The 24,861-nt window shown below is 38.1% G+C and carries 20 protein-coding genes; 2 read left to right on the forward strand and 18 right to left on the reverse strand.

Features of this window, described 5'->3' with window-relative positions:
• Positions 1-93 precede the first annotated feature (93 nt).
• The 11 genes from ACVRZ8_RS02615 to ACVRZ8_RS02665 all read right to left on the reverse strand — a co-directional run bounded on the left by ACVRZ8_RS02615 (position 94) and on the right by ACVRZ8_RS02665 (position 15,284).
• Positions 94-813 (reverse strand): MerR family transcriptional regulator, encoded by a 720-nt coding sequence (locus tag ACVRZ8_RS02615; protein ID WP_447447774.1) that lies wholly within the window; start codon positions 811-813, stop codon positions 94-96.
• A 130-nt stretch (positions 814-943) separates the two neighbouring features.
• A complete protein-coding gene (locus ACVRZ8_RS02620) occupies positions 944-2,317 on the reverse strand; it encodes an MFS transporter (protein ID WP_447447775.1) in 1,374 nt (457 codons plus the stop codon).
• Positions 2,318-2,753: 436 nt separating this feature from the next.
• Entirely contained in the window at positions 2,754-3,968 is a 1,215-nt protein-coding gene (locus ACVRZ8_RS02625) for an amidohydrolase (RefSeq protein ID WP_447447776.1), read from the reverse strand.
• Positions 3,969-4,043: 75 nt separating this feature from the next.
• Positions 4,044-4,475: a threonine/serine exporter family protein gene (locus ACVRZ8_RS02630; protein ID WP_447447777.1), complete on the reverse strand. Its 432-nt coding sequence runs from the start codon at positions 4,473-4,475 to the stop codon at positions 4,044-4,046.
• Positions 4,466-5,254, reverse strand: a complete 789-nt coding sequence (locus ACVRZ8_RS02635; protein ID WP_447447779.1) for a threonine/serine exporter family protein — start codon at positions 5,252-5,254, stop codon at positions 4,466-4,468. The genes ACVRZ8_RS02630 and ACVRZ8_RS02635 overlap by 10 nt, the downstream gene beginning before the upstream one ends.
• Positions 5,255-5,767: 513 nt before the next feature.
• On the reverse strand, positions 5,768-6,547 hold the full coding sequence (locus ACVRZ8_RS02640) for a DUF6261 family protein (protein WP_447447780.1): 780 nt from the start codon (positions 6,545-6,547) through the stop codon (positions 5,768-5,770).
• Between the two features lie 333 nt (positions 6,548-6,880).
• On the reverse strand, positions 6,881-7,795 hold the full coding sequence (locus ACVRZ8_RS02645; protein WP_447447808.1) for a Fic family protein: 915 nt from the start codon (positions 7,793-7,795) through the stop codon (positions 6,881-6,883).
• Positions 7,796-8,355: 560 nt separating this feature from the next.
• Positions 8,356-9,216 carry a hypothetical protein gene (locus tag ACVRZ8_RS02650; protein ID WP_447447781.1) on the reverse strand — a complete coding sequence of 287 codons (861 nt, stop codon included), beginning with the start codon at positions 9,214-9,216 and terminating at the stop codon, positions 8,356-8,358.
• Positions 9,217-9,453: 237 nt separating this feature from the next.
• Positions 9,454-11,478 (reverse strand): AlwI family type II restriction endonuclease, encoded by a 2,025-nt coding sequence (locus ACVRZ8_RS02655; RefSeq protein ID WP_447447782.1) that lies wholly within the window; start codon positions 11,476-11,478, stop codon positions 9,454-9,456.
• Complete coding sequence (locus ACVRZ8_RS02660) at positions 11,478-13,628, reverse strand: Dam family site-specific DNA-(adenine-N6)-methyltransferase (RefSeq protein WP_447447783.1); 2,151 nt, start codon at positions 13,626-13,628, stop codon at positions 11,478-11,480. The genes ACVRZ8_RS02655 and ACVRZ8_RS02660 overlap by 1 nt, the downstream gene beginning before the upstream one ends.
• A 552-nt stretch (positions 13,629-14,180) precedes the next feature.
• Entirely contained in the window at positions 14,181-15,284 is a 1,104-nt protein-coding gene (locus ACVRZ8_RS02665) for a nucleotidyltransferase (protein ID WP_447447784.1), read from the reverse strand.
• Between the two features lie 228 nt (positions 15,285-15,512).
• Between ACVRZ8_RS02665 and ACVRZ8_RS02670 the strand changes: the two genes are divergently transcribed.
• Entirely contained in the window at positions 15,513-16,751 is a 1,239-nt protein-coding gene (locus tag ACVRZ8_RS02670) for a Fic family protein (RefSeq protein ID WP_447447785.1), read from the forward strand.
• A gap of 278 nt (positions 16,752-17,029) precedes the next feature.
• On the opposite strand, the gene ACVRZ8_RS02675 is transcribed toward ACVRZ8_RS02670, so the two are convergent.
• The 7 genes from ACVRZ8_RS02675 to ACVRZ8_RS02705 form a co-directional block, all read right to left on the reverse strand.
• The gene (locus tag ACVRZ8_RS02675) at positions 17,030-17,767 is read right to left on the reverse strand and encodes a class I SAM-dependent DNA methyltransferase (RefSeq protein ID WP_447447786.1); all 738 of its coding nucleotides are present in this window, start codon (positions 17,765-17,767) and stop codon (positions 17,030-17,032) included.
• Positions 17,768-17,901: 134 nt separating this feature from the next.
• Positions 17,902-18,255: a ribosome silencing factor gene (gene rsfS / locus ACVRZ8_RS02680; protein ID WP_447447787.1), complete on the reverse strand. Its 354-nt coding sequence runs from the start codon at positions 18,253-18,255 to the stop codon at positions 17,902-17,904.
• Between the two features lie 2 nt (positions 18,256-18,257).
• Entirely contained in the window at positions 18,258-18,851 is a 594-nt protein-coding gene (gene yqeK, locus ACVRZ8_RS02685; protein WP_447447788.1) for a bis(5'-nucleosyl)-tetraphosphatase (symmetrical) YqeK, read from the reverse strand.
• Positions 18,848-19,480 (reverse strand): nicotinate-nucleotide adenylyltransferase, encoded by a 633-nt coding sequence (locus ACVRZ8_RS02690; RefSeq protein WP_447447789.1) that lies wholly within the window; start codon positions 19,478-19,480, stop codon positions 18,848-18,850. Before ACVRZ8_RS02690 ends, yqeK begins: the two co-directional genes overlap by 4 nt.
• A 66-nt stretch (positions 19,481-19,546) precedes the next feature.
• Positions 19,547-19,861, reverse strand: coding sequence for a ribosome assembly RNA-binding protein YhbY (yhbY, locus tag ACVRZ8_RS02695; protein ID WP_447447790.1), 315 nt, complete (start codon positions 19,859-19,861; stop codon positions 19,547-19,549).
• 149 nt (positions 19,862-20,010) lie between these two features.
• Positions 20,011-21,129 (reverse strand): ribosome biogenesis GTPase YqeH, encoded by a 1,119-nt coding sequence (yqeH, locus tag ACVRZ8_RS02700; RefSeq protein ID WP_447447791.1) that lies wholly within the window; start codon positions 21,127-21,129, stop codon positions 20,011-20,013.
• Positions 21,129-21,656 carry a YqeG family HAD IIIA-type phosphatase gene (locus ACVRZ8_RS02705; protein WP_447447792.1) on the reverse strand — a complete coding sequence of 176 codons (528 nt, stop codon included), beginning with the start codon at positions 21,654-21,656 and terminating at the stop codon, positions 21,129-21,131. The genes yqeH and ACVRZ8_RS02705 overlap by 1 nt, the downstream gene beginning before the upstream one ends.
• A gap of 657 nt (positions 21,657-22,313) precedes the next feature.
• Between ACVRZ8_RS02705 and ACVRZ8_RS02710 the strand changes: the two genes are divergently transcribed.
• Entirely contained in the window at positions 22,314-24,854 is a 2,541-nt protein-coding gene (locus tag ACVRZ8_RS02710; protein ID WP_447447793.1) for a glucosyl transferase, read from the forward strand.
• Positions 24,855-24,861 lie beyond the last annotated feature (7 nt).

Here is a 24,861-nt window from a genome sequence, read left to right on the forward strand (position 1 = left end):
TAATTGGTGAGGTTGGATTTGAACCGTGCCCCAGAAGTTAGACAGAGAAAATCTAACTTTTTGGGGTCAGTACAAAAATCCAGTCTCTTTTTATTATCGCTGACAATAAACGGCTATCGCTTGTGCAACAAAATTAGCTGTCCCCTGACCGCCCGACTGATCAATAAACTGACTAAAGCGGTTATCTGCAGCATACATTTGTCCCAAACCAGCTAAAACTTCTTTAGTGCAATCATAGAAGTTCTGACTAATATAATCTTTTAAAACTTCTACCTGCTGCTGAACTTTAGAGTCATCAGCCGATAAATCTTTTAATTGACCAAAAGCGCTCATTATTTCAGACATTTTAGAACTTATTTGAGCAAAATCTTGTTGACTTGTCCTAGCAGCAAATTCCTGATAGGCTGCTGTATTTCCCCATTTTTTCTTAGCCTCAGCCTCAAAAGCTTCCAGCTCCGCTTTGTCAAATGCTTTAAAATCCATATAATCATTGCCTTTCTTCTGTAAGGATTTAGCATGCTGGATAACCTTTTCTAAATGCGCTTTTTTCAGCTCTAAAAGCTTAATCTGATCCTTCAAAGCGGCATCTTTGTCATAAGCAGCATTCCCTACAATTTTTTTAATATCTTTGAGAGGAAATTCCAATTCACGAAAGAGTAAGATCTCTTGCAGCTTCTCAAAAGCTTCACCATCATAATAGCGGTAGCCATTATCATCGACAAAACTAGGTGTCAGTAAATTTATTTCATCATAATAATGAAGCGTGCGCACACTGATTCCTGAAAGCTGACTCATTTCCTTAACGGTTTTCATAACGAATAACTCCTCTCATCATTAAAGTATAGACCATGACGCTACGTAAGAGTCAAGGGGAAATTTATTTATTTTTTGCAGAGTAAAAAAGCACTAGATTATTAAACTATCTAATGCTTTTTTAATAGCCTTACTTCTTAGCCTTAGGGATAATAAAGATAATTGACAGGATAGACAGGCAGCCAAAGAAGATATTAGTCAAAAGGCCAAACACCGCAGCCTTATCAAAATTCCCTCCAGCAGAAACCGTATTAAACACCGCCAAGGAAATGGCAACACCGATGGAATTACCAAGGGAGCTGGCCATTTTGTAAATCCCTGATGCTGTTCCCACCTTGGATTCTTCAATTCTTGAAATAGCCGTGTCGGTTGATGGCGTCGCATAAATTCCCAAACCAATACCAAAAATAGCATAGCCAATAAAAACTAAGACTAAATAGGCTGAACCCTGCACACCAACTAAGGCCATTAAGATTATGCCTACCATCGTACAGCTTGGACCCCAAAGCATTGGCTTACGGGCGCCAAAGTGCTGCAAAAGTTTTTCACCAATACGGATGGTGATTAACACACAAGCAAGATAGCCCAGCGACATGGTTCCTGCAAACGAAGACGACAGACCGCGTCCCTGCTGCATATAAGTATTGATAACAATCAAGGTTCCAGCCACACTGTTTAATAAAAAGTTAGACAGGGCTGCTCCCAAGTAATATTTATTACGAAAGAGGCTAAAGTCAATAAAGCTTGTTTCCTTGCGGATTTCCACAAAATAGAACAGGATAAAACCGATAATCATAAGGGCAAATAAGCCCACGGTCTGAGGATGAAGAAGACCTTTTCCTTGTGCACTTGACAGACCGATATTTAAAGACAGCATGCTAATGATAAAAATAATCAAACCGACGAAGTCAAAACGACCGCTGGTTTGAACCTTACTTTCTGGTGTCCCCCAAATCAAGGCAAAACTAAGCAAGGAAGCAAGAATAGAAAAGATAAAAACATAACGCCAACCCAAAGTACCAGCCACAGCTCCGCCAAAGAAGGAAGCAAGACCTGTTCCGCCCCAGGTTCCCATGGACCAATAACTGACGGCTCTTTGACGGTTAGGTCCGTCATAATAAGCTTTAACAAGCGATAAGGTTGAAGGCATAATGCAGGCTGCTGCTAACCCCTGACAGATACGACCAAAGATAAAAAGCGGCGCATTAGCTGCTAAAACCAAGCATAGAGAACCGACAATATTAAGCCCCAAGCCGATATAAGTGAACCTGACACGGCCAATCTTATCAGCCAAGCCGCCGGCTAAAACGATAAATAAGCCCGAAAAAAGCGAGGTGATCGATACCCCGATAGAAAGAGCACTTTGGCTAATGTCTACCGATTTTAAGATAATCGGTGTTAGATTTAAGATAGATTGGGCAAATAGCCAAAAAGATAAAACGGCTAAGACAAGCCCAAATAATAGTTTGTTATTCCCTTCAAAATTTTCCGTTTGACGATTCATGACAGTTAAGTCTCCTCTGTAAAATTAGTATAAAATAGTTATACTCAAAGAAAATTAAAAATAGACTAGGCAACGTCTTAAGAAAATTCGCTGACGCTGAATTTGCTACGCCATGTCCTATAAGGACCTTGGCTAAAAAACCTTACTAGCTCGCCTACCGAAGCATTATCGGCTTCTCCGGCTCACGTCGCAAACGTCTTAAGAAAATCCGCTAATGTTGGATTTTCTACGCCAAGCTCTATGGAGCTGGCTAAAGACCTTACTAGCTCGTTGGTGAAATAATATCGATTTCACCTCCTCGCGTCGCGACGAGCCACAGGTAGCTCAAAAGATCCGGAGGAGCTCTTGAGGTTATGGTAATAAGGAAAGTTTGCCTTTCCTCAAAAAGTACAGCAAGCTGAAGTCAACGACGTATAGTTTTGATTTTCAAAGAGTATTAGTTTCCCAAATAAGCCCAAACAGCGATTAAGGCTGCCTGAGTTCCTGTCGTTAAGGTTGGCTGAATGGCTGGCGCAAAACGCGGACTGTGATTAGGATAAGTCTCCTGCCCTTGCGTAAAGCCACCAAATCCCCAGTACAAATAAGGAACGCCAAAAGCTTGCGCGATATAGGAAAAATCTTCCGAAGCCGTCATTGGCTGATAGGTTACTACCCTGTCTTTTCCTAGATAAGCTTCAAAAGCAGCTCTTACTTTTTGCGTCACCTGAACATCATTATCCGTCAATGGATAACTGTCAAAGACCTCAATATCTGGCTTTTCCAGACATCCGCCCGCCTGACATTCTCCCAGAACAATGCGTTCAATAGCTGCCAACAAATCCTGTTTGACCTTTTCGTCATAGGCTCTGATATTTAAAAGCAACGTGGCTTCGCTAGGAATAATATTAGCCTTGAGACCCGCTTGAAAAGAGCCCACTGTTACCACCGCAAATTGAAAGGGGTCTACTTCACGCGCCACAATCGTTTGCAGCTTGGAAACAATGGCAGAGCCAATAACAATAGGATCAATACTCAAATTAGGCATGGAGCCGTGAGCGCCCTTGCCATGAATGACTACCTTAACAGAGGCTGCACTGGATAAAAAGGCTCCTGACTTAGCTCCCACCTTACCAGCCACAGGTTCTGTCAACACATGCTGAGCTAGAGCAACATCTGGATGCGGAATCTTATCCACCAAGCCAGCTGCCAACATGGCTTTAGCCCCCGCAGCGATTTCCTCACCTGGCTGAAAGAGGGCAATATAGGTTCCTGACCACTCTTCTTGATGCTGAGCAAGTGCCCAGGCTGCACCAAGACCAGCTGTGATATGAAGATCATGTCCACAAGCGTGCATTACAGGTACCGTCTGACCATCTGAATCCACAGCTTCTACCGTAGAAGCATAGGGAAGCCCAGTCTCCTCCTTAACCGGAAGAGCATCAATATCCGCACGAAAGAGAACAGTTGGACCCTCTCCATTTTTTAAAACACCAACGATACCGCCTCCGATAGCCTGCGTCTCATAACCATAAGATGCCAAAGTTTTCTCAATAAATGCACAAGTCTCATGCTCCTGCATGGACAGCTCTGGATGAGTATGCAGGTGTTTATAAGTTTCTTCCTGCCAATCTTTAATTTCTTCTAAAGAAGCAAGAACGGTTTGAAGTGTCATTTTCGACCCCCTTTTTCTTTTTAAAAGACAACATTAGTTAGTATACCATTTTTTTCAAGTGAAGAATCCATTTTTTTAAGATTTTAAATGCTGAGTCATTTCCAAACAAGAATCCACTAGGAAAATGGATAAGGCGATAGCGCCTGATACAAGAATAGATTCGATGACATTTTGCCCAGCTAATGCAGCATTCCCTTGAATATAATAATAAGCAATTTTATATACCCCAGCTCCCGGTACAAGCGGGAAAAAACTAGGAATATAAAAAACAGTCACAGGAGCTTTTAAGATTCTGGCAGCAAGCTGCGAGAAAAAGGCTATGATAATCCCGCCAAGTAGAGTCGCTACTGCATTTTCCATACGTAAATGCAAACATAGCAAATAAATCGCATAGCCCAGAGCACCGATAAAACCCGTTTGATAAAGCAGGTATTTGGGAATCTTCAAGATAATCCCTGATGTCACAGTTGCCAGATAAGCGCCAAAAATTTGAAAAATTAAACCCATACCATTATTCCTTTCGATAAGAAGAGACCAAAAGCGACACCCACACCAAGACTGACCGCAATCATAAGTGCCTCCAAAATCTTTGCCAAACCAGCACCATAGTCACCCTTGAAAGAATCTCGAAAGCCATTGGTAAAAGCCGTTCCTGGAAAAAGCGGCATCAAGACAGCAATAATAATCTTATCAAAGGAAATATCCGAATCTCCTATCAGATGAATCAGTATCGGAATAATAGTAGCCACAATCAAAGTCGCCACTGTCCCAAAAATAAAATCATTCAGTTTGAGCCAATCTTTTAAATAATTGGACAGCAAAAGCAAAAGCGCCGCAATAAATGATAAGAGTACCTCCATCAGATTCCCGCCCAATAAAATGGTAAAAGACAGTACCAGCAATAAGAGTGAGTAATGATGCCATTTCAAAGAATAATCCCTTTTATCAACAGTCAGAGCAAGCAATTGCTGATGCGCCTGCTCAATACTAATACAACCCGCTGTCAAGTCACGAGAAATCTGGTTAACCTTATGAATCCTCGATAAATGCGTTGAACGCTCCTTAATACGCTTAACCAAACTAATGGGCTGAGGCAAATCAGAACCATCCAGAGTAATAAAAAGTCCCGTTGTATTAGCAAAGGCTTCAGCAGTCGGCAGCTGACTAGTTTCTAAGATACGCGAAACCGTATTTTCAACACGATAGCACTCGGCATTGGATTCCAACATAATAATACCAGCTAAAGTCGCCACCTCTGCTATATATTTATAATCCTTAGTAGGCATAGTTCCCTTTCACTTTCAAAACTTTAATACTCTTTGAAAATCAAAATAATATGTCGTTAACTTCAGCTTGCCGTACTTTTTGAGGAAAGGCCAGCTTTCCTTATTGCCATAACCTCAAAAGCTCTCCCGGACCTTTTGAGCTACCTGCGGCTCGTCGCGACGCGAGGAGGTGAAATCGATATTATTCACCAACGAACTAGTAAGGTCTTTAGCCAGCTCCATAGAGCTTGGCGTAGAAAATCCAGCATTAGCGGATTTTCTTAAGACGTTTGTGACGTGAGCCGGAGAAGCCGATAATGCTTCGGTAGGCGAGCTAGTAAGGTTTTTTAGCCAAGGTCCTTATAGGACATGGCGTAGCAAATTCAGCGTCAGCGAATTTACTTAAGACGTTGCCTAGTATGTTTTTGATTTTCTTTGAGAATAACAAATTCATTATATCATAAAAGCCCACCGCAATTGGGGGGCTGTAAGGTGAGTTACTATAATGACAACAGTTTTAAAAATAAAACATATCTACACTGCATCAGTTGATTCAGATGCAAGCACTGCTTCTTTTTTACGGCTGCCACGGCGTGCCAGCATATCCCGATAGTATTTCCGGCTGTTATTTAAAATCATAAGGATATTTTGGTAGTCTTCTGTCTTTCTGAGACGAGTTTTGAGCAGAATATAATTGGCCAAATCCTTATAATCGCTTTGTAGTTTCTGAGAAAAGCTAGTCAGCGTATCGGTTTTAACCGTAACCATGCTGCTCTGCGATTTTTGAGCAAAAACAGCTTCAAACCCTTGCTGTTTTATTTTTAAATCCTCAATGAAAGGAGTCATATTCAACGAAGCCGCAAGCTCTGCATAGGGCTCCTTGCTCAGCTTGCTGATGAGGTAATTTGTCTGAGCGCTAGCTTTCTCGTAATTTGCCGTATTAATATCTTTATATTGTGAGAACAAAGCATTGAGCTCCTGATAGGCCTTTTGCTCTTTTGGCTGCTGATTAAATTCATAAACTTTTAATAGCCTGCGCAGAGCAATAAAAGCACTGTCCCTTTCCCTATCAGCAGCTTTCAAGGCTTGTGTAAAAGGCTTTGTCCCGCTATTTTTCTGATCAAGCTTGATGGCTTCTTCAAGATTTGCCAAAGATTCCTTCACAACTGCTACTTGATTTTCAATATCGCTATCATCAGCCCAGTTTTGTCCTTTATCCGCCATATCGGTGAAAAAACGGTGCACAAACTGTGTTAATTCCACAGGATGCAAACGTGAGATATTTAAAGCTGTAAGTGAGTGGTTTTGAGTCATGATACTCTCCCTTTTAAACAAAAATATGATGATGAAAAGAATTATCTTTTCTTCTCACTTTTACTATTCGTAAAAAGAATTCAAAAATTTATAAAAGTTACCTATTTTTTATTTTTTTCTGTAAAAAACTTAGATCGAGCAACATGAATGTCTCTTTAAGGACTTCAAAATCATAAAAGGTTGCTCAATCTAAGTTTTGGACGGATAAAAAAGAAAAAAAGCAGCCCAATCTAACTTTTGCAGGACTGCAAAGTACAGATTGAGATACTTTAATGACGAATTAATACTCTTTGAGTATAACTTTAGACAAGAAGAATTATTTCAGATTGTAGATTATTCTTCAAGCCGAGGAGGGGAAAGAGATAAAATGTTCAAATACATGTCCAATCTTTCGTTGATATACTTGGCAAAAAGATTTTCCATTGTTGACAAACTTCCTTTTGAGTGGAACTCATCAAAAGCTTGATAGTAGGCCAATCTATCTGTAAATTTAATATCAATTGGCGGATAACCTGTTTTCATCAATTCCAAATTTACTAAAAGTCGACCCGTCCGACCATTGCCATCAATAAAAGGATGAATACTTTCAAAAGCAATATGAAAACGTGCTAACTTCGTTACCATATTTTCCTGACTGCTAGCATATTCTTCTAAAAGCTGCTCTATCATAGGACGAATCATATACGGTTGTGCAGGTTCATTGGCAGCTCCCATGATACGAACAGGAACTTTTCGATAGATCCCTCTATCCTCTTTTTTATCTGACAAAACCAGATAATGAATGTCTTTAATGACTTCTTCCGTCAAAGGTTTATGCTCAGAAACTAGGGTTTGGACATATTGAAAAGCTTCTCTGTGACCAATTACTTCCAAATGGTCTTTTAAGGGCTTTTTATCAATAGTCAAGCCACGTAAAACCATGTCTGTCTCACGCAGAGTTAGGGTATTGCCTTCAATAGCATTGGAATTGTAAGTATATTCAACCATAAACTCTTCGTTAAGTCGCTCCACCTCTCCACTTGTCAAAGGACGCAAGGTGGACAGCTTTGTCATTTTTTTATCAATCAAAGGAAGCAAACTCTCTGCTTTTTTATAGCGACCATCTGCTGGCTTTTTGGCATCAACTGGAATCCTCCACAATCGTCCCTCTTGAACAGCACCTAAAATCTTGCCTTGACTGCACAACATTCGGACACGACGATTAGAAATACCCCACAACTCAGCCGCTTGCTTCACTGTCATGTACATAGCCATTCCTCACTTTCTCCACTTATTATACCACAGTTCGGAATAATAGATGAACTAACGGAATAATATTTGGCGATTAGCGGAAGGATACTTAGAGCCTTAACTAACTTTTCCGTGATTCTTTTTCAGAAAAAATTAACGCATTAGTCATTTTTTTCAATTGTAAAGCTAATTCTATTAACTCTGAAAAAAATAATAAAACAACTGAAACAAATAAAATAATAATGATCCTACCAAGATCTGACTGGTCAGTTTCGCTAAATAATATCAAAATAGTGGGTAAAAATGTTATAACTATACTCTTTAAAGCTAATGTAAGTAAGTTGTTTATCAAAAATAAATCAACATTTAAATTTTTAAGATTTTTTATAAATCGATTTTCAGGAAAAATAGAATTTATCCCAAACAAAGTCAATAATACGCTTGAAATGAATATAAAAAAATCTTGTACAGAACTTAGTACATTGTAGTAATTAGGTATATCCTTAATGTAGATCTTGTTCTTGTAAAACAAAAAAATTATCACCAATAGCAACAACCATGTAAAAATTTTTAAACAATTAACTTTCCTCTTCATAATATCTTAAGTCGCTTCTTTTATTTGTATACGCTTCTTCTAAAAAGCTATATATATCAACTGTTGTCAATTCTTTAATATGAAATTTTTTGTAGTAAACCAACTTATGTTTTACTAAGTCAATTATCTCACTATCTCCATAAATAGACATAGAACTAAATTTCATATCTTGCTTATCTCGATAAGCATTTAGTAATTTGATATTATCTAATATTTTCCTTTTATCAAGTCTTTCACCATGAACTTTTATTTCTATACTATCTCCAGAAAGTTGTTTAGCAAGTTCAATTCCTGAATTCATATCCTTCACCTCATCCGCAAATAAATTGAGTTGTTTTGGAACTGATACGTTAAATACAAAATCATGCACCTGATTTAGGCGATCAAGTTTTTTAAGTCCTTCTTTATCTTTTATTAAATTGAACCGTATTAAATCACTGTTTATATTTAGCTTTTTGGATATAAAAACCTGAAAATCCTTGATACTTATTTGCCCTTGTCCTCTCTTTTGCAATAATATCCCAGAATTAAAATTGTATAAAAACTGAGCATCAGTTGCTAATCCTTGCGTCTCTTCCTTATCAACAATTTCGCGATTTTGTTTTTCAATATCGTCAAGCTTAATTTCTTCATGAGTATTAACCTTTGCTATTGTAAATAAAACATATTCTGACCTCTTTTTAATATCATGAGTTATATAATAATCAAATCCAGAAATTGATTCCGTAGAAATAGTATCATCGTTTGTTATTCTAGAAAAATAATTATTCACTTTTTGTTCAATTTCCACATCAGTATTAAGTTGATAAAAATAACATTTTAGTTCTTTATTGCCTGCTGCCATCCACATTCTCCTTACTCCAATTGATTATAAAGTAATTTTCTCAACCATTTTCTTTAATATATGTATCATCATATTCATAATTTCTTCAAAAATCTTACTATTTGTGTTTGTTTTAAAATCATCAATATCATCTATATGAATAAGAGCTCATATTGAATATTTTTTAATTTCATTAAAACTTCCATGAAATCACTAAAGTTGATCTGATCAAATTTTAGATACGTTTCTAGAATTCTCCTAATTGGATTTAACATAAAAAATTTCCTCCACTATCGTCTCTCTCCAACCATTCATAACTTTATGAGGCTGCAGATTATAGTGAGATTTGATTATATCAAATAACTGTTTTTCTTTAATATTTTGTTCTAAAATGGAGATAATTTCTGGGATAGTCAAAGCAAAAATATTTAAACCGTCAACACTGCCAGTAGTTAAAGTTCCATCAAGCTGAACAAAAGAAGTCGCTCTAAAAATATTAACAACGTTATTATCAACTTCATTTGCTACAAAAATAGTTTGAAGAGGTTTTTCTGTGGATAGTGCCAGATTTACAGAATGCCTAATGACAGGCTCTAGTTCTCCGCGCTTTTGCGTAGATTTATCCATTAAAGTTGCTTCGAGCAACAACATCTTGTCGGGATACTCAATTTCAATATCCCCCTTGTTCCCACCAGCATGTGATAAGGGGAGATTATCAGCTGAAAATGTCAGCTGCATTGATTTTCTTAAGGCAAACTGCTTATTTGAAATATGATACCAAGCAATAGCTAGAATATATTCAAAGATAGTAGGAACTAAAGCATTATCAGTCACAAGTTCCTGAACCTTTTTGTCATTCCTTTGTGAGATTGCTTCTAAAATAGTAATGACTTTTGAAGTAGTAAACTCACGCTCAATAAATACTCTAAATTCTTCCTCTTGTTTATCTGCAATGAATTCTTGAATATTAGCAACATTTGAAATACCAAATTCCTTTGCAATAGATTTTTCAATTTCTTCGGCTTGACTGTCTGAAATGTCTAAAATAGTCATCAAGGAATTATCTTGATAAAATGGACTACTTAAATTATTTTCATAGTCTGCATAACTTTCTTCACCAGATAAAATGAAGCTGCTTCCTAAAGTTTCAATGATTTTAGGCAAAAGCCAAGGCTGACCAAGAGAAGCAATTCCTTGGCTAAAACTAATAACACCAGACAAGGAGAAGATACGCCTGCACATATCACTATATTCTCGGATTAGATCATTATGTTTTGACCAGGCAAAAACAAGATAGATTTCAAAATATTTCCCAGACAATAATGGATTTTCATTATTTCTATTTAAAAATTCTTGAACAGAATTCCCCTTCTTTGTATCAAAAAGCATCCTTCCACCACCGAAAGCTTTTTTGATATCATTAGACTTTGAGATATCAAGAAGAGTTTTTAATTTTTGTTCAGTTTTATGTTCAAGAAAATCAATTAAAGTTAAAACAAATTGCTTATATTTTAGACTTTTGTTGCTACTTTTACGATTAGGGAACAGCCTTTTAAAATTTTCATCTGTAAAATCACGATTCTCAAACATGATGTGGGCTTCAGTCACTCTGTCTGTAATCAGGATGTAATCAGAAAATTCTTCATCACGATATTGGTCAAAAGTCTTGGTACTTCTATAAACAGGTTCATAGTTATCAATAATTTTTTCAATTTTAGTTTTTGAAAATGAAGGTTTAATGCTTTCTAAAATCCACAAAAAATCACTTATCGGCACTTTGTCATATTTACTCAAGAAAACAAGTGCAAAACGAAAATTGTAAAAATACTTATCAGAATGGCTATCATAAACTCGAAATTTTAATAGCTGACGCAAATAAGTGATATTATCCGTTGTTAAACCGAAAAGTTTTTCAAGTTTATCAAACTTAACATCATCACTAGAAATATACCTAATACCCACAGAAGATAAATTGCGATTAGCATCAATAAAACCTAACTTAACCAAAGCATTTGTCAGAGTGCGGCCACGCTTATCTAACCCCTCTGTTTCTTTTCGATTTAAATTACCAAAAAGACTAGTCCCTTCCTCTTCTTCAATTTTAGTAAAATCAGCTAAAACAGAGCGATAAAATTTGTCTTGACTAACATTATCCCAATCTGAATAAGAAAGGTTATGAGTATTCAGTGTTTTTAGAACTTGTTTATAAATCGGAACTACTTCTTTCACACGAATGCTAGTATCACCCATATTAAAAATACTTGTTTGTTCTTTAAGTCTCATTATTTCCCTTTCGACTCATAATTTGTAATTAAAACTTCTACAGTACTGCTCATTTTTGCTTTGGACTGATAATTACTATTATTGTAATGATAATCCAGAACGTGTAAATTGTATTTAGAAGCCCAATCCATCAGTTCTTTATTTTCTTTGCCATTATGAACAACAACATTTGACAACGCAAAATACGCACCCTTATTGTTGATCTTATCCAAATAAGCAAATAAGTCCAAATCATCTTTTAGAGACCAACCACCGTTTTCATTATAGGTTGCTGTCGTAATGCGGTATGGAGGATCAGCGTAGACAAAGTCCCCAGTTTCAACTTGAGTAATAGTTTTTCTGAAATCTTGATTTTTAATTGTAAAGTTATACTCTGTCAAGACATCGTGAAATGCAACAAGCTTACCCTGCATATTTCGATTAAAATCTCTTTTCCCAACTGGTAGATTGTATTCACCTTTACTATTGAAACGAATTTGATTATTAAATCCAAAAATAATGAGTAGATAAAATAATATTTCCTTATCAAATGCTTTATAGTTCTTCTGATTATAATCATCTCTTAATTTTAAAAATTTGTATCTATTATGAGAGCCTAAACCAGATGAACTATCCACCCCATAATAAGCATAACCATATTTTTGTGTATTGGATAAACCATAGTGTTTTATAGCTGCTTTAACTTTAGCTAAAAACTTATCAATATCTTTTTGATTGGATAAATATTTATAAAAATTTATGACTTCAGGATCAAGATCATTAATAATGTATTTTTTTGTTCTATCATCATTTAAATTAGCAGTACTTAAGGCAACCGTCGCTCCACCCGCAAATAAATCCACAAATTTATCATATTTTTTAGGGAATAATGGAAGTAATTGAGGTAAAAGTTTATATTTTCCACCGGTGTAATTCAATGCACTTTTGATTAGTTTTGTTTTTCTTTTTTGGAGAGAATGATTTATTACACATAGATATAAGAGTTCTTTATGGTCGGTAATTTTCGATTTACCTGTGGTAAATGGTGTAAAATCTGTTTCAAATATAAAAACTTGACCTCGCTTCTCAAGGCTATGAATTATTTCCTCATTAGAAATTTTAGCATTTGAACGCGAGTTCCCTTTTTTATTCATGTTATTATAGCTGACCAAAATATATTTAGCTTTTATATTTTGAATTAAATCATCAAAAGCCTGTGGTGCTTTGCTCTTTGTATAATCAGATCCTTTATCGGAGCGATTAATTGCTTTTTTAGCGACTCCTTCAACTTCAGGCTTTTTCCATTCAGCAATATTTTCTAAAACATGATAAGCATTTTCATAGCCTCTAGAATTATATGGAGTATCAATGTAAACCAAATCTGCATAGATTTCTTTAACAAGTTTATTAGCATCCTTATTGTAAATTTCATTATTGGTATTTTCATTATACTCAGGGACTTTCAAAAATATTGAATTATGAGAATCCATTTTTTGTCTAAAAGCATCATAATGACCAACTGTATTTGCGACTTTATCCATAGCATAAAGTAAGCTAGTCAATATCATATAATATTCTCGCTTATTTAAAGAATTATAAGTTTCTATTTTTTCACGGATAGCATCTATTTTTTTTGAATTTTCATTTGAGAAGTAGGCATTACCGAAATTTTGATAAACATATCCTTTCTTAGGCTTTAGACTATTTAATTCATCAATAATATAAGAAACTTTATCAATATCTACGCTCTCATTTGAGAACCACGCTTGAAAAGAAACAAAATTACTATAAAGAATATCATTTACAATAACTTTTTTACCTTGTTTTCGAAACAAGTCAGCTACAACTCCAGTTCCTCCAAAAACATCTGCAACACTTTCTATATCTGGTAAGTTTTCAGCTACCACGGTATTGATAAAATCTAACATTTTTTGTTTACTACCGAGATAGCGCCTGTTCCCTATTTGAAGTCTCTCTTGTTTTTTGGCAATATAAAAAGCTGAAGTCTCTTCGGAAATCAGAGAGATAATTTCTTTCTCATTTTCCTCACTCCAAACATAAGCTGAACGATGATTTTTTTGAGGACGAGAAATTTTTCCTTGTCGGATCCAGTTATTTAATGTCTGTCTAGTAATATTGTATTTTGTGGCTATTTCTTGCGTTTTTAACATTTAGGCATCTAACTCCTTTTACAGTAAAAGTATACCACATTTAACTCAAAACACCAAAATAATGCAATAATATATTTCAAACTACGATAGTTTCCCAACCATAAACACTTCAATATTAACAGGTATTCCTTCTAATTCCACCTGAAGCTTTTTCGACAACACTCTTCATTTGTTTTAATCTGGAGAAGCTCTGCTAAAGCGTTAGCTGTATCTGTAAAATGAAATGTACTATACTCTACCGTTTGTTCTTGGTCAAAAATCCGTCATAAAGACCAAAACGAATTTGCCATTCTAGAACCCTTCTTTAACCTACTCAAGCTTGAGATGTTTTATGGTTATGAGAAGACCCTCAAGTCGCTTAAACAATATTAAAGATTATATTTTTACTACAACAAATGTATCAAAACGAAACCTAAAGGACTCAGTCCTGTCCAATACAGAACTAAATTCTTTTAATAATTTCCTGTCCAACTTTTCGCACTCAACTACAAAAACTTTTGTTTTTTCCGTTTTTTTTGTAGTTGAATGCAAAAAAATAAAGCTCAGTAGTTTCTACTGAAGCTCATTTTTGATATTCACCGGCACCCGTCCCCATGTCTGCTCGGTAATTTTCGGATTTCCGAGTTGGTAAACTTGGTCGGCTTGCTGGGTCAATGTGTCCCATGGGCTAGAGCCGATTCGGGAGATGATTTGAACTTTGTCTTTGATGTTAGCTAGGTGTTTGCGGCCAGCAGTGGTGAAGCCAAGGATATGAATGCCCTGCGGTAGGCTGGTCTCACGCGCATTGACTAAAATGTAGGTCAAAATGCGGCGGATGCGCGCTTTTGTATAACGTTTGGTAGCGACAGCTCCTACTAATTGGTCAATGGTTTTTGTCTGGCGAATCGCTTTTTGGATGCGGATGGCCAATTCTTCATTGACCTGAAAGATTTGTGTTAGGTCTGGCTGGGTCACAATCTGGTATTTCAGAAGCTGAAAATAGTCATCCCAAGTGACTTGCGGACTCGCTTGAAACAGAGCAGCATCAGGCATACTCTTAGCCACAAAAGCCTTATCTTGTCTATGGTGACGCAGACTGGTTGCAGAAGCATAAACCACCTCTTTTTCAGCTGAATGATAAGCGGCGCCTTGTCGCTGGATAGGCTGTAGTTGTATATTTTTCCCCGCGCAAGCCTTAGCGTAGGCAAGTCCCAAGATATGATTAGGACTGTCACCTGTAAACTGAACGCCTGCAAAAGTTTCCCACATAAGCTGAGTTTTTTGGGGATAGCTGAGCTCCTCAGGCAGCGTCGTGAGAAATGTGCTCATCTGCTCTGCTTTTTCCCCATAAATGGCTGATAAGTGCTGATAATCAAGAAGTTCTTCCGTTCCAAAGGCAAGGGTGTCAATGCCGAGTTTGGTTAAAATATCCACTGCTCCGCTGGCAAAATAGTCAGCGGACTGAACACTGGTCAGAAAGGGCAGCTCAACAACGAGATCGGCGCCATTTTCAAGCGCCATCTGCGCCCGCGTCCACTTATCAATGATAGCGGGCTCGCCACGCTGCACAAAATTGCCAGACATCGCCACAATTTTGAGACCGTCAGCTTGATTCAAAAGATACTTATGCCCATTATGAAAGGGATTAAATTCGGCGATAATGCCTGTTGTGGTCATAGGATTTCTCTCATTTTCTTTTGTTTTCTATTACTTTTCATTATAGCATAAGAAGACCTAGCCTTGCATAACATCATTTTTGAATCAGCAGAATAAATGCAAATTTTGACATTTTTTGCATTTAGCTACTTGATTTTGCAAGTCTATTTGCAAATTTTTGCGTTTTTTGCGTTTAGAAGTTTGACTTTTGTGCTATAATAGTCAAAATATCACTTTTTGGAGTTATTTATGTACGATTACAAGGAATTGAAAAAAATCTATTACAGCAACAGAGAGCTTTACGAAAGGGAATATACCAATCGGATAAACGGCTATTCTTGTCTCAAAACAAATCTCTATCCTAGGTTGATGAAAAAAGAAACTTTCGCCAGCCAAAACTATCCTCTATTTGTCACCCTACTGCTTGACATTCAAGAGCTTTCTCAGCGGATTAACGACCAATCCAGAGAGATTTTAGAACTAGCACAATCGCTTCCAAGAATCGCTCATGACCAATTTTATCAAGAGCAACTTTATAAATCTATCATTTCAACGAATGAGATTGAAGGTATCCATACCACTCGCAAAGAATTGATTGAAGCTTCAAAATATCGAGTCGGTCTTCATAAGCAATTGCCCAAGCATCTTTCAACCTTGCGTATGTATCAAAATATTTTGAAGGATGATTTCCTTCACATCCACAAGCTTCAAGATATCCATGATATCTATGAACAACTAACAGAGGGAGAGATTGCGGATAATGACAAGTTAGACGGCACATTATTCAGAGATGATGGTGTGTTTATCCAAGATGAGAAAACGGGAAAGATTACCCATATTCCACCTCATAAAGAGGAGCAAATTGCGCAAATGCTGGAAAGTTGGATTGACTTCATCAATACTAAAAACATTCCCTTCCTCATAAAAGCTTGCTTGGCTCACTATTTCTTTGAAAATAGTCATCCTTTTTATGATGGAAATGGAAGGACAGGACGCTATATTTTAGCTAAATATCTTTCCAGACGTTTGGATAAATTTTCTGGCCTTGTCATTTCTCAAAAAATAAATGAGCAAAAAGCTCAATATTATAAAGCCTTTCAAATAACTGGGAACTATTTAAACAGAGCAGATGGTACCTTCTTTCTGAAGACCTTATTGACTTTCCTAGCAGATGGTCAAGAAGATATTATCCATACTTTAAATGAAAAACATCAACTCTTTACTGACTATACCTCACGCTTAGAGCAAAACGAGCACTTGTCAGAGGCTGAAAAATATGTCCTCTACCTACTTGTTCAGTCCAAATTATTTATTGATGACAATCAAGATGGTATTGAAGACCGTGACATCATCCGTCTAGCCAAGCAATCCAGCCATTCTTTTTCTAAGAAAATCATCACAGAAGCTATCCAATCTTTAGAAGAAAAGGAGCTTGTTCTACTCATTAGTAAAAAGCCACTTCAGCATATGCTGGTTGAGAACTTTTAATCGTAAATTCCTTATAGATGGTAATTCAACTAACTTTTGACAGAAATACTGAACTCAAAAAAGTTTGAGAAAGCAAAAACACATGCTATTCATTGCAAAATGAACTGTCATGTGTTTTTTTGTGTTAACATCCCATTTTCATACTCAAAGAAAATCAAAAATAGACTAGGCGATAAAGCGCAGGCTGTACTGGCGTACGGCAAACTGAAGTCAACGACGTATAGTTTTGATTTTCAAAGAGTATCAAGTAATTAATTCTGCATCGTAAAACTTTTTGTTTACTTCCCACACACAAAGAACCAGCGCTTGCTTGTTGCTGTCGGTTCCTTATCTTCAAAGTCGGCGTAAACCTTGACATTCTTAAAACCTGCCTGCTCCAGTAAAATATCGTAGGTCAAGAGGTCGTAGGTGCGTTCTTCGTGAACCTCGTCATAGCGGGTAAAGCGGCCATCTTTGTCTTGAATGAAGAAGGTTAGTTCATGCACAACAGAATGCGGCGCTTCGTCCTCATAAGTGTCCCAGACCATCGCAAAATCTTCCGCATTTTCATGATAGGAATAGCCTGGAAAAACCTCGTCTGTCTGATAGGTCGAATGGACATCAAAGATGAAAGTCCCACCGCTATTTAGATGCTGGTAAACCTGCGCAAAGACATCGCCGACAGCCACCTCATCTTCCATGTAGCAGATGGAATCCGAATAGCAGGTTACAAAATCAAAGTTGCCGATAGACGACAAATCCAACATGTTACCTTGCACAAAAGGAATGTCTAGGCGTTCCGCCTCAGCTCGTTTGCACGCTAAGGCCAGCATGTTCGCACTCAAGTCCAAGCCTGTTACATCAAAGCCCGCCTGTTTGAAGTGAATTGACTGAATGCCTGTTCCGCAGGCCAGCTCCAAGAGCTTAGCATTTTTCTTTTTGGGAAAATGACGTAGCGAAAAGTCAGTCCACAAATCATAGAGCGAGTCGTCCATGATACTATCATAAATGGCAGCGAATTTTTGGTAATTTATCATCTTTTTTCGGGTAAGGCTCGCTTAGCTCGCCTTTTATCCTTTCTTAAAAATTTCAATACAACGAAACATGCTGTTAAGGGATCGCTGGCTTTTCTGATTTTTTCAAAAACCTTGCCGTTTGGCAAGGCTGTTTTCTATCCTAGATAGGCTGACACATCCACAAGCGGTGCTTCATGCCAAAGTTTTTCTAGGTTGTAATGCTGGCGCTCATCTTCTGAGAAGATATGAACGACCACACTGTTGAGATCAATGAGTACCCAACCGGTCTTGCTGTCGCCTTCAATATGACTGGCATCTTCGCCAGCCTCCTTGACTTTTTCACGAATATTATCTGCAATAGCTTCCAGTTGACGGCTGTTCGTAGAACTTGCAATGACAAAATAATCCGCCACTGTTGTAACCGGCTGCAAATCTAATACGACAATATCCTCAGCTCGCTTTTCATCAGCAGCTTTGACGACTAATGTTAAAAGTTCTTCTTTGGTCAAATTTAATCCTCTTTCAAATTATTTACAAAAGCATTATAGGTTTCAATGGTTTTAGGATAAATGGGCAGAGATTTATGAGCTAGATGTTCCACGGTATGAACTGTTTCGTAAGCCACTGCCTTATCCAGCGACTGCTCCGCAATTTTTCTAGCCTCATCAACTCCTGGGAACTGTCGATTATCTTCAATATAATCTGCTACATAAACAATCTTATCCAAAAGCGACATCTGGCTGGAGCCCACTGTATGAATCTCAATAGCTCGCAGAATTTCCTTATCTCGCAACCCCAAATCTTCCTGAATCTTATAAATACCGACAGCACCATGCCAGATATTATTGCCCCAATTTTTCAAATCGGGATCAAGATCATATTTATCAATCAGAGTCAAAAACTCTTCATCTGTCAGCTCCTTGGCATAGTCATGGAGAAGACCTGCTAAACCAGCTTTTTCACTATCATAATGATACTGCTCTGCTAAGTGCTTAGCAGCTTTTTCAACACCTAGACAGTGCTGAAAACGTTTCTTACCCATACGGCTCTGCATTTTTTCCAACAATTCCGAACGCGAAAGGCTAAGATAGGTTTGGTAGGTCATAGATAGAGTCCCTCCTCTTTGATATAGTCCAGCACTGCCTTAGGCAAAAAGTAATTGGGGACACAGCCGCTGGCAATTCGATCACGAATCATGCTGGAAGAAATGTCCATGAGCGGAACATCTACCCAGATAACTGGGTAAGAGGTTCCAGCCTTGTATTTGGGGCGCTGAACACCAACAAACTGTACCAGTTCCACCAATTCTTCAATGCGGTGCCATTTGGGCAGATACTCAACCATATCAGCTCCGATAATAAAATAATAATCCACATCAGGATGAGCCTCTGTTAAAATCTTCATTGTGTCATAGGTGTAGCTGATTCCCTTTCGTTCCAACTCAATCGTTTCAATGGCCAGACCTTCAACACCATCAATGGCCAGCTCCAGCATTTTCAAACGGTGTTTTTCATCAATGGTGCCCTTTTTGTCCACATGAGGCGGCTCGTACTCGGGCATGAGCAAGACCTGATCCAGACCCAGCCGCTGGCGTACCTGATCGGCAACAAGCAGATGGGCATTGTGGACAGGATTGAAATTACCGCCTAAAATGCCGACCTGCCTGCGGTTGCTTTCTTTTTTTTCTGGTTCTAATTCAACTTTTGTAAAGGGAGTTAGTAATTCTAGTGCCATAGTGCCTCCAAATGCTTAGGGTCTTACCTATATTTCAAATAGCAGAGCTGCTGCTTCGTTTGGTATTTAGTTATGTAGAGTTTTGACCTTTTGCGAAAGTTTGCGATTTTCTTTTTTAGCTGATTCTTTGTAAAGAATGAGAATGCGGCCAATCTTGAGAACGGTATCACAGCCAATTTCCTCTTCCAAGATTTCAGCAACATCATGACTGTTTTCGTCAGTATTTTGCAAAAGCGTAACTTTGATAAGTTCACGCGCATCCAGCGCATTACGAATACCGGTTTTAATCTGATCATTGAGACCGTTTTTGCCAATCTGAACAATCGGCTTGAGACTGTGTGCTTCTGATTTTAAGAAAGCACGTTGTTTAGATGTTAACATAATAATGATATAAAGGGCATCAGGTAGAGTGAAAAGAGAAGGTCAGCAGAAAATTTCGATTCCTAGGAGACAGCCTTTTCACACAATCCTTAGCCCGTATTCAAATCAGCAATTATCTGATTTGATATCCTTTCTTTTTGATTTCTTTTTTAAATTAAAGCCTTGCGAAGAACAACTGCTACACCGTCTGGTGCCCAAGCAGCAACTTGTGCAGGTTTATCCTGACTAGCTTTGATGCGAATCCAGCCCAGACCAGAATAGACAATATCCATCTTGTCCTTGATGGTAAACTCATGGCGAACTAGTTTTGGAAAATCTGCCACTTCCTTACCTGTCGGCGGTGTCAAGAGACTGCCTGCATGCTTGTTATAAAAGATGTCAGCTCCTGCTAGCTTGGTTCGGTGCAGCTTCAAGTTGTTATCAAAATAAGCTGTGAAGCCCTGCTTATTGCCAGAAATAAAATCAAAGCGTCCAAGACCGCCCAAGAAAAGGGTCTGCTCAGGATTGAGTTGGTAGGTCTTTGGTTTGATTTCTTTTTTAGGGCTGATATATTTGAGATTTTTGGCAGTCAGATAATGAGCCATCTGATGGCGATGGATGATACCCGGCGTATCAAAAATATAGCTGCCATCATCCAACGGAATCTCAATCTTATCAAGAGTTGTTCCCGGAAAACGAGAGGTGGTGATGACATCCTTACTGCCTGTAATTTCTTTGATAATGGCATTGATGAGGGTTGATTTTCCCACATTGGTTACACCGACAACATAGACATCACGTCCCTTACGCAGTGTATCAATTCTCTCAATCAGCTCTTTAATCGCCTGATGGTTTTGGGCAGAAGTCAAGATCACATCAAGTGGACGCAGCCCTTCTTCGTGAGCACGCTCAGTCAGCCATTGGGTAACCTTACTGTCTTTCACAGACTTAGGCAGAATATCCCTTTTATTGCCAACCAAGAGAATGTCATTGCCAGAAACAAAGCGAGCTAAACCCGGAATAACCGATCCATTGAAATCAAAGATATCAATAACATTGACCACAAGAGCCTGACTGTCGCCAACCTCATGCAAAAGCTTTAGAAATTCGTCATCGGTAATGTGGACATCTACAATTTCATTATAATGGCGGAGCCTGAAACAGCGCTGGCAGTACAGGTCACCTGTTTCTTCCGCTTTTTTAATAGAACCAGCAGGTGTATAGCCAGCAGCTTTTTTATTTTCTGTTTGAATTTGGGCACCGCACCCGATACAAAATAATGCTTCCATTATATTTCCTTTTGGTAAATCATAGGCCCGTAGGCAGCTTCAAGTTTTTTCCACATACGGCGTTCGCGCCAGCGATTGAATTTGGTATTCCAAGCATCTGAAGTTACTAAAGGACGAACCAAAATAGATTTGATACCAGCACGATGAGCCGCACGAATGTCTGTCATGAGCTGATCACCAACTATAACGACTTCCTCACGGCTAAAACCGTAACGTTCAATAGCCTTATTGATTCCGCGCGTGAAAGGCTTCATGGCACGGCTGACAAAATCCACATGAAAAGAGGCCACTGCACGTTCCACACGGGAATGTTTATTATTGGACACAACAACTACTGGAATATCTGCCATTGTCATCTCGTCCAGCCAAGCCCGCAGTTCAGGCGTTCCGTCTGGTTTATTCCAAGCCACCAAAGTGTTATCCAAGTCCACCAAAACTGCACGGATCCCTTGCTCGCGCAGGCTATTAGCCCTCAAGTCATAAACAGCCTCAACCATGAAATCGGGCCTGTAATCATCAATACTCAAAAATCGTCTCCAAATTAAATTTTTACCCCTTATTATAGCATAATTCCTTATCTTTTTGGGAAATAGCAAAGCTTCTGAAAAAAGAAAAAGCCCTCAGATGGGGGAAAAAATTAATTAAATACAAATGTTAACTTTATTTCTTTATCAATATTTTCAAAGAGACTTGTATAGTAATCTTTTGCAGATAATTCGCAAGCTTCCACCTCAATCTAATCGTAAAAATTATAATAGTACTGGTAACAATTAATTTTTTATAATAAAAGAACTGGCTAAGATTAGCCAATTGGTCTGCACCCATAAAATAAGAACCGAAGATACCTCCCCATTTTGAGTAAACTAAAAACGAGGAGGTTTTTTTATGCTCAAAAAACTTTTCCATGTTAGAAACAAAATTAATTTGAATTGAGTTGAAAAAGAGGCAGGTTAACTTCGTAAGTTTCTATGGAGAATCTAGACATTAAGGAGGATGACCAAATCTGTATAAATAAAAATTCTGAATTAGTTTTATCATACAACTGAAAAGATTTGTTATTTCTTTTTTTAAATACTTAGAAGATAGTGCTTCAAGTTAGGATTTTGTAAAAATAATCAGTTTTTATTACGAAAGCGCTTGCAATAATTAATTTTTGTTCTATAATTAAAGTGAAAGGAGACAAAATGATGAAAGATATGAAATTTTTATCTCGGCAATATGCCAAGAGATACGTTATTACCCTATCTTGTGTAACCGCTTTAACAGCAGCTGTCCTTATTTCCCAACCAGCTTTTGCGGAGACGGAAGCTACTGCTACAACCCCTTCAACAGAGGTTATTACTACGGCGGAAACAAATAATGACAAAACTGTTCCTTCAAGTGAAAACAGTTCGGTTAAGGACACTGATAACACGATTTCTCAAACATCAGAAACATCCGAATCCGCACCTGAAGCCTCTAGCGAGGTCATAAGTGAAACGACCGCTAGTTCTTCTGAGTCTGATACGGATAAGACTCAAGCAGAATCAAGCAATAAGGAGACTTCCCCAAGTGATGCGCTTTCAACTGAAACAACTGCCAATGAAACTGCTGCTAAAGGCTATCACAGTGATGAACAGGGCAACTGGTACTATACTGATGAAAACGGAGAAAAATTAACCGGTGCCCAAACTATCAATGGCGACCATGTTTACTTTGATGAAAATGGTGTGCAAGTTAAAGGCGCCTTTGCTAGTGATGGTCACTACTACGATCCAGATACTGGGGCTATGTGGACCAGTCGCTTTGTCAGTACAGGCGACAATCATTGGTATTATATTGATGAAAATGGAAATAAAGTAACCGGTCTTCAAACCATTGATGGTAAAACCTATCATTTTGACGACAATGGTCTCCAAACAAAAGACGCACGTGTCGTTATTGATGGTAAGGGATATTATTTCCACCCAGATTCTGGCGAGCTTTGGAACAACAAACTGAGAAAAGTCTACAGGCACACTTATGTCAATGGCTCTTACGATGAATTGTGGTACTACTACGATAATGACGGTAATATTTACGAAGGTCCTTTGACACTTGATGGCAAAGAATATTACTTTACACCTGGCGAAGTCAGATGGAAAGTTTTTAAAAATCCTGATGGCACCGAAAGTTTTTATAATGAAGACGGTGTTAAGGTCTATAATGACTGGGGTTCCATTAGATATATGTTCACGAGGGGTTATTTATGGACGCCAAAAATCTATTTGGATGAAAACGGCCATGTCGTTCACGGCTTTAGGAATATCGACGGTCACCTGTACTACTTTGATGAATATGGCTCTCTAAGAGATGATGTTCCGGGCAGTCCTAAACCTTTATTTGAGGTTGATGGAAACCAATATTTCGCTGATTTCTATAGAGAATACGGCGATACCCGTGCGGCCATCCTTACCAACCGTATCTTTACTTATAAAGGAATCACCTATAGTGCTGATGAAACAGGAAAACTGACAAAGGTGACGGATAGAAAGCAGTACATCAATGTTGGCAATGATTGGTACTATGTAGATGCTGATGGCAGTATCCTAAAAGGTGAACAAACCATTGACGATGTAAAAGTTTACTTTGATAAGAACGGTAAACAAGTTAAAGGTGCTTTTGCTGACAATGGTCACTACTATGACAAAGACACTGGGGCTATGTGGGTCAACCGTCCTATTGAAGTGGATGGAGTTTGGCATTACCTCAATCAAGATGGAGAATTTGTCAAAGGAGCTTTTGCCAATAACGGTCACTACTACGACAAAGACACGGGAGCCATGTTAACTAACCGCTATGTCGAAGCTGATGGCAACTGGTATTATGTCAATCAAAATGGTGACAAACTCTACGGAGCTCAAACCATTGATAGTGTGCAAGTTTACTTCGACCAAAATGGTGTGCAAGTTAAGGGCACCTTTGCTAGTGATGGTCACTACTACGATCCAGATACTGGGGCTATGTGGACTAGTCGCTTTGTTAGTACAGGCGATAACCACTGGTACTATGTCAATGACAAAGGAGATAAGGTAACCGGTCTTCAAACCATTGATGGTAAAACCTATCATTTTGATGACAATGGTCTCCAAACAAAAGGCAGTCGTGTCCTTATTGATGGTAAGGGATATTATTTCCACCCAGATTCTGGAGAACTTTGGAACAACAAACTGAGAAAAGTCTACAGAAATACTTATGTCGATGGTACTTACGATGAAGTCTGGTACTACTACGATAATGATGGCAATATTTACAAAGGGCCTTTGACACTTGATGGTAAAGAGTATTACTTTACACCTGACGAAGTCATTGAAGACACCCTTAAAAATCCTGATGGCAGCTTGAGTTATTATGGTAAAGACGGAGCCAAGGTTTACAAGGACTGGGGAACCTTGAGATTGATGTACTTGAGGGGTTACAACTGGACTGTCCATATCTATCTTGACGAAAATGGGCATGTTGTCCATGGTTTCAGAACAATTGATGGCAAACTCTACTACTTTAATGAAAGCGGTTGGCTAGAAAATAATCCCTTTGTTGGTTCTAAAAGTTTATTCACCGTTGATGGCAACCAATATTTCGCTGATTTCCATGAAAAATACGGTAATACCTATGCCGCTATCCTTACCAACCGTATCTTCACTTATGAAGGAGTCACCTATAGCGCTGATGAGACAGGTAAATTGACAAAAGTGACGGACGAATAGAAAGCAG

The organism is Streptococcus dentiloxodontae (genome assembly GCF_053206925.1).

What these genes read in the sequence shown, in the direction of transcription:
- ACVRZ8_RS02615 (WP_447447774.1), bottom strand. Translation starts at nt 813, where the DNA reads ATGAAAACCGTTAAGGAAATGAGTCAGCTTTCAGGAATCAGTGTGCGC.
- ACVRZ8_RS02630 (WP_447447777.1), bottom strand. Translation starts at nt 4,475, where the DNA reads ATGGGTTTAATTTTTCAAATTTTTGGCGCTTATCTGGCAACTGTGACA.
- ACVRZ8_RS02645 (WP_447447808.1), bottom strand. Translation starts at nt 7,795, where the DNA reads ATGTACATGACAGTGAAGCAAGCGGCTGAGTTGTGGGGTATTTCTAAT.
- ACVRZ8_RS02655 (WP_447447782.1), bottom strand. Translation starts at nt 11,478, where the DNA reads ATGAGACTTAAAGAACAAACAAGTATTTTTAATATGGGTGATACTAGC.
- ACVRZ8_RS02625 (WP_447447776.1), bottom strand. Translation starts at nt 3,968, where the DNA reads ATGACACTTCAAACCGTTCTTGCTTCTTTAGAAGAAATTAAAGATTGG.
- ACVRZ8_RS02635 (WP_447447779.1), bottom strand. Translation starts at nt 5,254, where the DNA reads ATGCCTACTAAGGATTATAAATATATAGCAGAGGTGGCGACTTTAGCT.
- ACVRZ8_RS02640 (WP_447447780.1), bottom strand. Translation starts at nt 6,547, where the DNA reads ATGACTCAAAACCACTCACTTACAGCTTTAAATATCTCACGTTTGCAT.
- yhbY (WP_447447790.1), bottom strand. Translation starts at nt 19,861, where the DNA reads ATGTTAACATCTAAACAACGTGCTTTCTTAAAATCAGAAGCACACAGT.
- yqeH (WP_447447791.1), bottom strand. Translation starts at nt 21,129, where the DNA reads ATGGAAGCATTATTTTGTATCGGGTGCGGTGCCCAAATTCAAACAGAA.
- ACVRZ8_RS02620 (WP_447447775.1), bottom strand. Translation starts at nt 2,317, where the DNA reads ATGAATCGTCAAACGGAAAATTTTGAAGGGAATAACAAACTATTATTT.
- ACVRZ8_RS02710 (WP_447447793.1), top strand. Translation starts at nt 22,314, where the DNA reads ATGATGAAAGATATGAAATTTTTATCTCGGCAATATGCCAAGAGATAC.
- ACVRZ8_RS02665 (WP_447447784.1), bottom strand. Translation starts at nt 15,284, where the DNA reads ATGACCACAACAGGCATTATCGCCGAATTTAATCCCTTTCATAATGGG.
- ACVRZ8_RS02650 (WP_447447781.1), bottom strand. Translation starts at nt 9,216, where the DNA reads ATGGCAGCAGGCAATAAAGAACTAAAATGTTATTTTTATCAACTTAAT.
- ACVRZ8_RS02675 (WP_447447786.1), bottom strand. Translation starts at nt 17,767, where the DNA reads ATGATAAATTACCAAAAATTCGCTGCCATTTATGATAGTATCATGGAC.
- ACVRZ8_RS02670 (WP_447447785.1), top strand. Translation starts at nt 15,513, where the DNA reads ATGTACGATTACAAGGAATTGAAAAAAATCTATTACAGCAACAGAGAG.
- yqeK (WP_447447788.1), bottom strand. Translation starts at nt 18,851, where the DNA reads ATGACCTACCAAACCTATCTTAGCCTTTCGCGTTCGGAATTGTTGGAA.
- ACVRZ8_RS02690 (WP_447447789.1), bottom strand. Translation starts at nt 19,480, where the DNA reads ATGGCACTAGAATTACTAACTCCCTTTACAAAAGTTGAATTAGAACCA.
- ACVRZ8_RS02660 (WP_447447783.1), bottom strand. Translation starts at nt 13,628, where the DNA reads ATGTTAAAAACGCAAGAAATAGCCACAAAATACAATATTACTAGACAG.